Genomic DNA, 12,977 nt, shown 5'->3' on the forward strand with positions numbered 1-12,977 from the left:
GGGACCAGTCTGGGGCGGGTGGGACCGCCGTCGGTCGATGACGAGTCGATCCGTTGCGCCAGGGCGGCCACGGTGCCCAGTTCGAAGACCTCGCGCACGCCGATGTCGACGTTGAACGCACTGCGCACCCCGGCAACGAGTTTGGTGGCCAGCAGCGAGTGGCCGCCGAGGTCGAAGAACGAGTCGTCGGCGCCGATGCGGTCTCGTTCCAGAAGTTCGGCGAACAGGTCGGCGATCCGGCGTTCGGTACCGTCGGCCGGCTCGCGGAACACTGCACCGGAGTCGATGTCGGGTTCGGGTAGCGCCGCCCGGTCGATCTTGCCGTGCGCGGTGATCGGGATCTCGTCGAGCACGACGTAGGCCGCCGGGGTCATGTACTCCGGCAGAGCGGCGGCGACCCGGTTGCGGATCCGCTCGACATCCACCGATTCGATGTCTTCGGCCGGCGTGACGTAGCCGACGAGGCTTTTGCCCACACCGGTCAGGTCGCTGACCACCACGACCGCCTGACCGACGCTCGGGTCGACGGAGATCGCCGCGGCCACCTCGCCGAGTTCGATGCGGAATCCGCGGATCTTGACCTGCTCATCGGCACGGCCGACGAACTCGATGTCGCCGTCTGCGTTGCGACGGGCCAGATCCCCCGATCGGTAGAGCCGGCCGCCGGGGTTGAACGGGTCGGCGACGAACCGCTCCGCGGTCAGCTTGGGCCGGTCGTGATAACCGTGCGCGACATGTGTTCCGCCGATGTAGATCTCGCCGATCACACCGACCGGGACCGGCCGCAGGGCGTCGTCGAGCAGGTGGATCTGGGTGTTGATCTTGGGCTTGCCGATCGGCACGATCCGGGTGCCCTGCTTACCCTCGACCTTGTACCGACTCGCGTTGATGACGGTCTCGGTCGGTCCGTAGAAGTTATGCAGCAGCGCATCGAATGTGGCGTGGAACTTGTCGGCCAGCTCACCGGGCAGCGCCTCGCCGCCGATGGGCACCCGTTGCAGTGTCCGCCACTGGTTGACGCCGGGCAGTGACAGGAACAGGCCCAGCAGCGAGGGCACGAAATGCATTGAGGTGATGCCTTCGTCGTGCAGCAAGTCGGTGAGGTAGCCGACGTCGCGGAGACCGTCCGGGCGCGGAATGACCAGCCGGCCGCCGCACGCGAGCATGCCGAAGATCTCGGCGATCGAGACGTCGAAGCTCGGTGAGGCGACCTGCAGCAGCCGCTCGCTGTCATCGATCCCGTAATCGCCCTTGAACCAGACGAAATACTCGGCGACCGGCTTGTGGGCCACCGGGACACCCTTGGGCAGACCGGTCGAACCCGAGGTGTAGATCAGGTAGGCGGTGCTCTCCGGGTACAGCGGGCGGACGCGCTCGGCTTCGGTGGGGTTGGTGGTCGGGAACCGGTCGAGATCGGTGATCGGTTCGCGGATGGCCATTTTCGGATCGGAGTCCGACAGGATGAACGTCAGCCGGTCTTCGGGGTACGTCGGGTCGACAGGCTGATACACCGCGCCGGCCTTGATCACGCCGAGCGCGGTGATCACCAGCTCCGGTGAGCGGTCCAGCAGCACCGCCACGCGGTCCTCGGTGCCGATACCGCGTTCGATCAGCCAGTGCGCCAACCGGTTCGCAGACTCGTTGAGTTCCCGGTAGGTGTAGTTGCGTCCCTCGTAGACCACGGCGACGGTGTCGGGTGTGCGCGCCGCCTGCGCCTCCACCAGTGCCGTCATGGTCGACGGTGCGGTGTCGAATTCTTCTCCCGCCGAGACCCGGCGCAACCATTCGATGTCCTCGGGCGCCATCAGTTCGAGCTCATTGACGGGAAGGTCGGGGCGCTGAAGCGCGTCATCGAGCAGCACCGCGTAGTGCTCGAGCAGCTGGCGCACCAGCGGCGCCTCGAGGATCTCGACGAGGTACTCGGCCTCCACAACGATCCCGGGTGCGTCGAACTCCACCATGAAGCCCAGCGGCAGCTGGGTGAGATGGCCGCGTAATTCGGCTCGGCGGCAGATGATTCCGGGCGGGTTGAAGCCCTGCCCGTCGGCGCCGCGCGCACCGAAGGTCACCCGCGTCATCCGCTCCACGCCGTGGCGGCGGTCGGGGTTCAGTTTGCGTACCACCCTGTCGAGGTTGACGCGCTGATGAGCGAACGCACCGACCGCGGTGTCGCGGGCGTGTGCGAGGACGTCGCGGAAGCTCTCATGGGCGCCGGGCCGCAGGCGCAGCGCCACCGTGTTGCCGTAGTACCCGATCACGTCCTCGACGTCGGCGGTGCGGTTGAGCACCGGTGTGGCGACCAGGAAGTCATCGGCATGGGTGTAGCGCTGCAGCAGTACCCCGAAGGCGGCCAGCAGCACCATGTACGGCGTGGCACCTGCCTCCTTGGCCAGCGCGGCGACCCGCTCGACCGTTGCGTCCGGCAATCGCAGCGTCAACCGCTGCGAACGCCAGTTCGTCGGCACCGCAGAACCGTTCGGCCCGGGCAGCTCCAGCGGCTCGGGCGGGTCGGCGAGCGTGTCGCGCCAATAGTCCAGGTCCTCGTCGACCGGGCCCAGCGCGTGCGACGGTGGTGTTACCGCGGGCGCCAAGGCCTCACCCGCGTACGCGCGCGTGAGATCGCCGAAGAAGACCTGCCAGCAGCCGTCGTCCCAGGCGATGTGGTGCGCCACGAGCAGCATGACGTGTTCGTCGGGCGCGGTGCGCACAACGGTGAGCCGCAGCGGCGAGTCGGTGCTCAGATCGAAGGGGGCGCAGAACTCGCGCTGGGCCAGCACCTCCAGGCGCAGCCGGCGCGCATGCTCGGACAGCTCGGTCAGGTCGTGCACGGTCCAGCCCGGCATCAGGTCGTCGTGGACGGTCGGTTGTGGTTCGCCGTCTTCGTCGACGCCGTAGGTGGTGCGCAGCGCGGCGTGACGCGCGGCGACTGCTTTGACGGCGTCGTGCAACCGGGCGACATCGAGGTGGCCGGTGAGTCGGTAGGACAGGCTGATGTTGAGGATCGCCCCGGTCGGGTCGGCCGCTTGGACGAACCACATGCGGCGCTGGCCGTCGGACAGTCCGTCTTGTTGGTCGGTCGAGGTGTTCTCACCGCGCAGACCCCGCTCGGCGAGCTTGCGGCGCAACAGCTCCAGCCGGCGGTCCTCCACCTGCTCGCGAATATCGACCGTGTCAGTCACGCGTTGTCCACCTTCTCTGATCGTTCTTTGCTGTCGAGGTCGGCGATGAGTTCGCCGCCGGTAACGCCGCCGAGCAGGACCGCCAGCGACACCTTGTGTCCGGTCGCCCGTTGCAGCCGTTTACGCAGATCCAAAGCCAGGAGCGAGTCGACCCCCAGGTCGAGCAACGACGTCTCGAGGTCTATCGAGCTCGCCTCGATGTTGAGCACCGCACCCAGCTCCGACGTCACCACCGCCGTGGTGTCGCCCGCGGGTTCCGGTGCGGCCACGGCTGTTTCGTGGTGCTCTGCCGTCCGGCTCTCCAAGAACACCCGCAACCGAGCCTGGTCCGCGCTGAACAGCAGCGGATCCTCGCCGTGGTCGCGCAGGCTGGCCTCGACGGCGGCGTCCGGGGACATCGCCAGCAGCCCGGAGCGCTCGATCTTGGTCACCTCGTCTGCGTCGGCGATGCCGCTGCCGCGCCACAATCCGTACCTGGCGGCCACGCAGTGCTGCCCCTTGGCCCGCAACTGGCCCGCCATCACGTCGAGCATCCGGTTGGCGGCCGAGTATGCGGCGTGTGCGCGGCCACCCCACACTCCGGACACCGAGGAGCACACCAGGATTCGACCATCACAGCGCATCGGCCAGAGCTCGGCCGCCCTGGCCAGCCCGCCGATCTTCGCGGCCGCCGCCTCGGCGAACGTCTCCGATGTGAGCTCGTCCCGATCGGCGAAGGCCGCCGCGCCCGCCGCATGGATGAGCAGAGACGCACCGTCGCCGCCGAACTCCTCGGCCGCCGCGGCCACCTCCTCGGCGGAGGTGATGTCACACCGCGGCGCGACCACGTCGAGGCCCGGTGCGGTCGCGGCGAGTTCGGCCTCGGTGGCGGCGTCGACACCGCGGCGGCTGAGCAGCACGATGCGGCGTGCCCCGTGGGCGGCCAGATACCGGGCGAAATGCAATGCCACCGCGCCGTTACCGCCGGTGATCACGACGTCGTCGAACGCGCCGGGCGCCGAGAGCCACGAGGGTGCGGGTTCCATCGCCTCCGCGACGGAGCGGAGGAAAACCTTTGGACCCGAACCATTGTCGCGCACGGCAACCTCGTCGCCGCCGGACAGAAGTGCGCTGACCGCCGCGGCGGTGAGGGTGTTGTCGGGTTCCCAGGAGGGCAGGTCGAGATGCCTGAACGCCTGCTCGGGTCGCTCGAAGCCGAGACTGCGGTGCATCGCCGCCAGGGCGGTCTGCGCGGGCAACGCGACCGGCTCCCCCGGCTGGACGTGCTCACCGCCGACCGTCACCAGGCACACCGCGCGGCAGTGCGGTCCCGACGCGTCGACGTAATCAAGCAGGCCCTCGCCGACGAGCTGGGAGATGTCGTGGGCCGCGCGTTCGGCGTCGGGATGGTCGAGTAGGGGTGCCACGGCGACGACGAGCTCAGCGTCGGACGGCTCGACCATGTCAGATCCGTTGTCCCGCAACGCCGAGCGCAGCTGTTCACCGAGCGGCCCGCGCGGGCCGGCAAGCTCGACGACGGCGACGCGCCGCGCGATCTGGTCTGGTCGCGCGGCGTTGGCGTCCCATTTCTCATGGGCGACGGTGAGACCGTAGACCGGGGCCAGCGGCTGTGGTTGTGCCCACAGTCGCACCGCCCGCATCGGCGCGTTCGGGAAGCCGCGCAGCTGGGGATGCGCAGTGACGTCGACCAAATCGGCCCAGCGAAATTCGGGGTTGGCCACCGCGGCGGTGGCGATGCTGGTCGACATCGCGTCGATGGCGCAAAGGTCGCGATGCCCCGATCCGATAACCAGTGGGTCCTCGTCGGCCAGCAGGTCGCCAAGCGCGAACAGCAGGGCCGGATGCGCCGACATCTCGATGTACGCCGTGGCACCGCGGCGGGCCGCGGCCGCAACGGCCCGGTCGAATCGCACGGTGTTGCGCAGGTTCTGGTACCAGTAGGAGGTGAACGTGGTGCCCGCGGGCACCACGTCGGTAGTGGTGGAGCCGATGAACTCGACTGGGGCGTCGCCGAACTCGGTGTCGGGAAGCATCGCGAGCAGGTCCTCGCGCACCCGCTCCAGCGCACTGGTGTGTCCCGGATAGTTCACGTCCAGTTCGCGGGCGAACAGGCCATGTTCGGTCGCGGTCGCGACGAGCGCGCTGATCGCTGCGCGCTCCCCCGCCACCGCCACCGACGCGGCGGCGTTGACCGCCGACACCTCGAGCCACCCGGGCGTCGATTCGATCAACCGCTCGGCGTCGGCGAGTGAAACCCCCAGCGCGGCCATGCCGTAGTCACCGGAAAGCCGCTCGACTGCCCTGGCTCGGGCGATGACCACAGCGGCCGCGTCGGGCAGCGCGATGCTCCCGGCGACGTAGGCGGCCGCGACCTCACCGAGGCTGTGCCCGACCACCATGTCGGGTGCGATTCCGCATGAGCGCCACATCTGGGCAAGCGCGACGGCATGGGTGAACTGCGCCGACTGGATCTGTGTCTGCGACCAGGAACCGCCGTTGGTCTCCGCGGTCAGGTACGGCAGCGGTGACGGCTCGCCCGCGGCGACGAACGCCTCGGCGCATTGGTCGACGTGCGTGCGATACACCGTGGACCGCCGGTAGGCGTCCGCCCCCATGGACGGCCACTGGTTGCCCTGTCCGGGGAAGACGAAAACCGTTCGCGCCGCAGTTGATTGCGACGAGCGGACCGTCAGCGGGTGCGTACCGCCGTCGGCGATCGCTCGGAGCCCCTCGGCCAGTTCGGCGGTGTCGGCGGCGCGCACGACCGCGCGGTGCCTGCGTATGCGCCGGGTGCGCAGCAAGGTCGAGGCCACCGCCGCCACGTCGGGCTCGCGATCGAGGTAGCGCAGTATCGCCTCGGCGTCGGCCGCCAGCAGTTCCTCGGCGTGCGCACTCAACACGACGGGCACCCGGCCGTCGGGGAAACCAGTGACCATCATGCCGCCTCGGGACGGCGCGACGGAACCGACACGATCACGTGGGCATTGGTGCCGCTCATGCCGAACGCGGTGACCGCCGCGAACCGCTCACCGTTGGTGGCGGGCCAGGGCGTCAGCTCCGATGCCAGGCGCAATCCTTGGCTTTCCCAGTCGATTTCGCGGCTTGCCTCATCGGTGTGCAAGCTGGCGGGGATGGCGCCGTGTTCGGCGGCGATCAGGGCTTTGGCCAGGCCGAGTCCCCCGGCGGCGGCCTGGGTGTGGCCGAGGTTGGACTTCACCGAGCCGAGCAGCGGTCCCCGGCCGGGTTCGGTGGCGCCGTAGGTCCCGGCGAGCGAGATAAGCTCGGTGCGGTCCCCGAGCCGGGTGCCGGTGCCGTGCCCCTCGACCATCCCGATGTCGTGCGGGCGCAGTCCACTCTGTTCGAGGGCCCGTGCGAACAACCGCGCCTGCGCCGGGCCGCTCGGTGCCGTCAGCCCGACCGAGCGGCCGTCCTGGTTGAGGCAGGTCGCCCGCAACTCGGCGAGAACGTGGCGTCCGTCGCGCAGCGCCCGCGACCGGCGCTGCAGGACGAACATGACCGCGCCCTCGGCCCATACGGTTCCGCTGGCTTGCGCGCTGTAGGGCCGGCAGTGACCGTCGTCGGACAGCGCGTGTTGTTTGGAGAATTCGACGAAGAAGCCGGCTGAGCCCATCACGCAGACACCGCCGGCCAGCGCCAGGTCGCAGTCTCCCGACCGCAGCGACTGTGAAGCGGTGTGGATCGCGGTCAGCGTCGACGAACACGAGGTGTCGATGGTCAACGCGGGACCTGCCAGACCGAGGGTGTAAGCGATGCGCCCCGAGATCACGCCGAGCGCGGTGCCCGACATCAAATGCCCGGTCAGATTGGAGAATTCGGCAAGGTCGGGACCGTAGCCCATCACCGAAGCGCCCACATAGCAGCCGGCGTCGTGGCCCGCGAGGTCGTCGGGGTTGATGCCGCTGTTCTCCAGTGCCCGCCACGCCACCCGGAGCGCGACCCGCTGCTGCGGATCCATCGCGACCGCTTCCCGCGGGGAGATTCCGAAGAACTCCGGATCGAATTCGGCTGCGGTAGCGAGGAATCCGCCGAGATCGTGGATGCGCTTGAACCCGTCGCGCGCCGACCCGTCGAGGATGTCGCGGACCGACCAGCCGCGGTCCCGCGGGAACGGGCACAGGCCCTCGCGGCGGTTGACCAGCAGATCCCAGTAGTCCTCGACGGTGTCGATTCCTCCCGGCGCCTCGATCGCCATCCCCACGATGACGATCGGATCGTCGCCGACGCCGTCGGGCGCGCTAACCGGCATTGACCAACTCCGCGACGGCGTCGAGATGGTCGTTGATGTAGAAGTGGCCGCCGTCGAACAACGACAGCGTGAAAGTGCCCTGGGTGTGAGTCTCCCATCCGCGCAACATGTCTGGGCTGATTCGGTGATCGTTGCGGCCACCGATGGTGTGTATGTCGGCGGCGAGGCGGACGTCGGGTTCACACGCGTAGCGGTTGAACGCCTCGTAGTCCGCACGCACCGCGCGAACGAGCAGTTCGATGAAGTCCTCGTCGGCCAACAGGCGGGGGTCGGTCCCGCCGAGGTCGACCATGTTGGCGACGACTTCGGTCGCGGCCGTCGGCAGGCGCGGTGAGGTGGCGATGGTCGAGGGGGCCTGGCTCGCCGAGACCCACAGCTGGCGGACGGGAACGCCGTTGCGCTCGGCCACGCGGCCGAACTCGAATGCGATCACCGCACCCATGCAGTGGCCGAACAAGCGCAGCGGTCCCAGTTCGGACCAGTCGCCCGCGGCGAACAGGTCGGCGGCCAGATCCTGCACCGTCTCCGGTGCGGGATGGCGGAGCCGGTCCGCGCGCTGCGGGTACTGGACCACGTACGCGTCGTCACCGGTGCGGGCCAGCGCCGAGGCGAACGCGCGGTAGGCCGCGGCCGCGCCGCCGGCGTGCGGGAAGACGATGGTCGCACCGTCGGACGACTGTCCCGCGGAACGTTTGATCCAGGGCGCGAAGGTTAGCTGGCTCCGTTCGTCGATCATCGCGTCGGAGTCGCGTCGGGGCGGCGTCGAAGACCGGACAGGTGCGATGAGCGGGCCTGCGATTCCGCGGTGAAAACACTCATGAATTCCTCCGTGTGATTAGCGCAGGCTGTCCTAAATCGGAAGTGAGGTTACCCTATCCTTCGCGCCCCGGACACGCCTACGTCGCCCCTCCGCTAAGGGGCATCCCGGTCCGTCCGCTTCGCCGCTCCGCGTAGCTCTACCGGTTCTGACGTGCGCGAACGCAGTTATCCTTCCGCGGCGGCCATCACCCACCCGCTGGCGGCGACGCGTTGATTCCAGAACTGCGCGTACTGGCCGCCGCGGGCCATCAGCTCGGCATGGCTGCCCTGGTCCTCGACCGAGCCGTCGGCGGACAGCACGACGATGTTGTCGGCGGCGGTGACCGTGGACAGCTTGTGTGCGATCACGACGACGGTGCTGTGTTGGGCCAGCGTTCGGATGGACTCGGCGACGTGATGTTCGTTCTCCGGGTCCAGCGCGCTGGTCGCCTCGTCGAACAGCACGATGGGCGCGTTCTTGACCAGTGCCCGCGCGATCGACACCCGCTGCCGTTCGCCGCCCGAGAGTGCCGAACCGCCTTCACCGACCGGGGTCTGCCAGCCGTCGGGCAGGCGCTCGACGACCGACAACAGGCCCGCGGTGCGAGCCGCCTCCACGATGGCGGCATCGTCGGCGTCGGGCCGACCGATGCGGATGTTCTCCCACAGCGTGTCGTCGAACAGGTACACGTCCTGGAAGACCAGAGACAGTTGCGCCATCAGGTCCGCGGTCAGCTGGTCGCGCACGTCGACGCCCCCGACCCGGACCACGCCGCCGTCGACGTCGTAGAAGCGCGCGATCAGCTTGGTGATCGTCGACTTCCCCGAGCCCGACGGGCCGACCAGCGCGGTCATCGTGCCCGGTTCGGCGACGAAACTGACGTCCGTGAGCACCTTGCGATCCGAGTAGCCGAACGCGACACGGTCGAGCTCGACGCGGCCGGGCGCCGGAAGCGCGCTCGCGGTGGCCGGCTCGGCCAACGACGGGGTGTCCAAAATGGAGGTGATGCGCTGAAGCTCCGCGGTCGCCAGCCTGACCGCGGACCCGAGTTCGGCCAGCTGCGACAGCGGTGAGGCGAACCGGGCGGCGAGCCCGAGGATGGCCACCAGCGTGACGGGGTTGATGTCGCCCTGGACCGCGATCCACACACCCGCCGCGATCAGCGCCGAGAAAACCGCCTGCACCGCAACGCCGTTCAGAAGGAGCCCGGTCACCGACTGCCACAGGGCGGCACGTCCGGCGCGATGCTGCGTCTGCAGCGCGTCGCCAAGCGGCGTGTAGTCGGCCCCGGTGCGTCCGAAGGCCCGCAGCACGGGTTGGTAGCGCGCGAACTCGATCACCCGGTTGTTGACCTCGATCGCCGCATCGTGGGTGCGCACCTCGGCGCCTGCGATCAGACGGGAGGCGAACCGCCCGCACATCACCAGCAGCGCCCCGCCGACCAATGCGACGAGTCCGATCCGCCAGTCGAAGTAGAACAGGCCGGCCACTACGGTCACCGCGCTGACGGTGTTGACCACCAGCGGGGTGACCAGGTTTCCGCCGCTTGTGCCGACGAAAACCGTTCCCTTGACTGCGATCTGGGACACCTTGCCGACCGTCTCGCGGCTGAACCACCCCAACGGCAGGGTCACCATGTGGTCACCGAGCCGGTGGTGCAGCAGCCGCATCGTGGTCAGCGCCATGCGGATCGCGAGCTTGGCTTGAACGTAGCTGAGCACCGACGCGACCAGCACGGTGATCGCCATCAGGCCCAGCCAGCGGCCGGTGGCGGCGTAGTCGCCGTCGAACAGCGACTCCGTGACAGGCACCAGGAGCAGCATCACCAGCCCGTGCAGGATGCCGTAGGCGGTCACCACCGCGAGGAAACTGAACATCCGGCCCCGCTGCGGGCCGAGGATCTGCAGAAAGCCCCGGATCATCGGGCCACCTCCCATTCCCGTGCGTGCCCTGCCGTGTAGGACTGCCACATGCGCGCGTACTGCCCGCCCACGGCGAGCAGTTCGTCATGGCTGCCTTGTTCGGCGACGCGCCCGTGATCCAGCACGACCACGTTGTCGGCGGACACGATCGAGCCGAGCCGGTGGGCGATGACCAGCACGGTGCGCCCGACGATCAGCCGCGACAACGCCTCTTGGATCTGGGCCTCCGAATCGGGGTCGGCGAAGGCGGTCGCCTCGTCGAGCACCAGGATCGGCGTATCGGCCAGCACGGCGCGCGCGATGCTCACGCGCTGAGCCTCACCACCGGAGAAGTGCGCGTCCTCGTCGATGACGGAGTCATATCCTCTTGGCAGCTGCAAGATCCGGTCGTGGATTCGGGCGGCCTTGGCCGCGGCGACGACGTCCTCGTCGGTGGCGTCGGCGCGGCCGAGGCGGATGTTGTCGGCGACGCTGATGCCGAGCAGTTGCACGTCCTGCAGCACGAACCCGACGTGCCGGTACAGCTCGGCGGGCGCGATGTCGCGTACGTCGACACCACCGACGCGCACCGCGCCCGCGGTGACATCGTGAAAGCGCGGCACGAGCGTGGCCAGCGTGGACTTGCCGCTGCCCGACGGCCCGACCAGCGCGGTGATGGTCCCGGCTTCAAGTGTGAGCGACACGTCGTGCAGGACGGTGTTCTCGCCGTCGTAGGAGAACCGGACATCCTCGAATCGGATCGAATTGTCCTGCGGTACCTGCGGTTCGCGCGCGACGGGCAGCACTGGTGTGTCCAGCAGGCGCTGCAGGCGCCCGGCGGCGGCCGCGGCCTGGCGTTTGATGTGCGTGGAGTAGCCGACGGTCAGCACGGCCGCCGGGATGGTCACCGCGACCAGCGTCGAGCCCAGCACCTCGATCGGGCTGACCCAGCCGCTGCGGACGAACCAGTATCCGCCGGCCAGGTTGGCCAGCAGCAGGACCGGGGTGTCGATGAAGACCGACGACACCGCCTTGACCCGGACCAGCGGTCCGATCCATCCCGCGAAGCTCTCGTTGAACTCGTCGGCGGCGTCGGCGAAACGCTTGTGCGCCTTGCCGGCCTGGCCGAACGTCTTGACCACCGACACCCCGGCGATGAACTCGACGATGGTGGCGCTGATCCGTTCGACGCCCCGGTCGAGCCGTTCCATCTGCGTTCGGGAGTCACGCCCCAGCGCGAGGTAGATGCCGATGTAGAACGGCACGGTGGCCATTGCCAGCAGGCCCAGCCGCCAGTCGAGGTAGAAGCAGTAGATGAGGCCGAACAGCGGGGTGGCCAGCGCTCCGGTGTTCTCCACCGCCGAATGGGCGACCAGGAAGTGCAGTTCGCCGACGTCGTTCTGGACGGCCTTGTTCACCTCGCCCGACGACTTGCTGCCGAACCAGCCCAGCGGCAACCGGCCCAGCTTGTCGACGATCCGCAGCCGCAACGACCGCTGCAGATCGACGTCGGCGAAGTGGGTGATCGTGAGCGCGGCACCGCCGGCGAGCGTGCGCACCAGCAGCGCGACGACGACGATGGCAACGACGGTCCAGAGCCTTGCGGTGTCCGGCGGTCCGTCGGCGAGCAGTTCACGGCCGATCTCCACGATGCCGATGAACGGCACGATCGTCGCCGCCGAGGCCAGCAGCTGGTACCGCTGCGCGCGCGACGAGCGCGCCCGGGTGGGGGCGAGCAGCTGCTGCAGCGCGAGCTTGTCGTAGGTGGCTGCGCGCTTGGCCGCATCGGCCGCGGTTTCGGGGGGACCCGTCTCGATGGCGGGCGCGGGTTGCACAGCGGTCATGCACCCTCCAGGTATAGCGGTGGGTAAGGGTCGCCTAACCCTACCGGTCGCCTATGAGGCGGCGGCCGCTACGTAACGTGAAGGCGTCGAGTACGGGCTCACACCTTTCGAAGGGATCGTTCATGGACCTGGCAGGCGTCGGTATCTGGAGTTCGCAGTTGCGTTACGGCGATCAGGGTGAAGCGGCCGAGGCCGCCGCGGAGCTGGAGGATCTCGGCTTCTCGGCCCTGTGGATCCCCGACGTCGGCGGGCCGGTCCTCGATTCGGTGGACCACCTGCTCTCGGCGACGAGGCAGGTGGTGATCGCCACCGGAATCCTCAACCTCTGGATGCACGAGCCCGCCGACGTGGCCGCTCGCTACGCCTCGCTGATCGACACGCACGGCGAGCGCTTCCTGTTGGGCATCGGGGTCAGCCATGCCCCGCTGATCGATTCGAAGGAACCGGGGCTCTACCGCAAGCCACTCGCGGCGACCCGCAAGTACCTCGACGACATCGATGCGACTCCCCAGCCGGTCCCGGTCGCCAACCGGGTGCTCGCGGCCCTGGGCCCCAAGATGCTCGCACTCTCCGCGACCAGGGCGCGCGGCGCTCACCCCTATCTGGTCACCCCGGATCACACGCGCTACGCCCGCGAGCAGCTCGGCGAGGGTCCGCTGCTGCTCCCCGAGCAGACGGTGCTGCTCACCACCGACGCCGACGAGGCCCGCGCGCTCGGAACCGATTGGCTGCGTTCGTATCTGGCGCTGCCCAACTACGCCAACAACCTGTTGCGGTCGGGCTTCACCGAAGAGGACGTGGCGACGGTCAGCGACCGGTTGTTCGACGCGATCATCGCCTGGGGCGACGAACAGACCGTGCTGGAGCGCGTTCAGCAGCATCACGACGCCGGCGCCGACCACGTGTGCGTGCAGGTGCTGACCGCCGATCCGCGCGAGTTCCCGCGCGAGCAGTGGCGACGGCTGGCCAGCGCCCTTCGCTGAGGCC

7 protein-coding genes are annotated in these 12,977 nt (G+C 69.0%); 1 reads left to right on the forward strand and 6 read right to left on the reverse strand.

The features are described 5' to 3' along the window. From AU192_RS12975 to AU192_RS13000, 6 genes are all read right to left on the reverse strand, one after another. A partial coding sequence (locus AU192_RS12975) for a non-ribosomal peptide synthetase (RefSeq protein WP_120275620.1) occupies window positions 1-3,179 on the reverse strand: 3,179 nt, incomplete at its 3' end. Next, entirely contained in the window at window positions 3,176-6,118 is a 2,943-nt protein-coding gene (gene mbtD, locus AU192_RS12980; RefSeq protein WP_064396733.1) for a mycobactin polyketide synthase MbtD, read from the reverse strand. The genes mbtD and AU192_RS12975, both read right to left, overlap by 4 nt. After that, window positions 6,115-7,446: a beta-ketoacyl [acyl carrier protein] synthase domain-containing protein gene (locus AU192_RS12985; protein WP_064396734.1), complete on the reverse strand. Its 1,332-nt coding sequence runs from the start codon at window positions 7,444-7,446 to the stop codon at window positions 6,115-6,117. Before AU192_RS12985 ends, mbtD begins: the two co-directional genes overlap by 4 nt. Then, complete coding sequence (locus tag AU192_RS12990) at window positions 7,436-8,182, reverse strand: thioesterase II family protein (RefSeq protein WP_064396736.1); 747 nt, start codon at window positions 8,180-8,182, stop codon at window positions 7,436-7,438. The genes AU192_RS12985 and AU192_RS12990 overlap by 11 nt, the downstream gene beginning before the upstream one ends. Before the next feature lie 248 nt (window positions 8,183-8,430). Next, window positions 8,431-10,167, reverse strand: a complete 1,737-nt coding sequence (locus AU192_RS12995) for an ABC transporter ATP-binding protein (RefSeq protein ID WP_064397364.1) — start codon at window positions 10,165-10,167, stop codon at window positions 8,431-8,433. Then, on the reverse strand, window positions 10,164-11,990 hold the full coding sequence (locus AU192_RS13000; RefSeq protein WP_064396738.1) for an ABC transporter ATP-binding protein: 1,827 nt from the start codon (window positions 11,988-11,990) through the stop codon (window positions 10,164-10,166). The genes AU192_RS12995 and AU192_RS13000 overlap by 4 nt, the downstream gene beginning before the upstream one ends. 122 nt (window positions 11,991-12,112) lie before the next feature. On the opposite strand from AU192_RS13000, the gene AU192_RS13005 reads away from it, so the two are divergent. Continuing rightward, a complete protein-coding gene (locus AU192_RS13005; protein WP_064396739.1) occupies window positions 12,113-12,973 on the forward strand; it encodes an LLM class F420-dependent oxidoreductase in 861 nt (286 codons plus the stop codon). The last annotated feature ends 4 nt before the right edge of the window (window positions 12,974-12,977 follow it).

It is taken from the genome of Mycobacterium lehmannii (genome assembly GCF_001499925.1).
Classification (GTDB): domain Bacteria; phylum Actinomycetota; class Actinomycetes; order Mycobacteriales; family Mycobacteriaceae; genus Mycobacterium; species Mycobacterium lehmannii.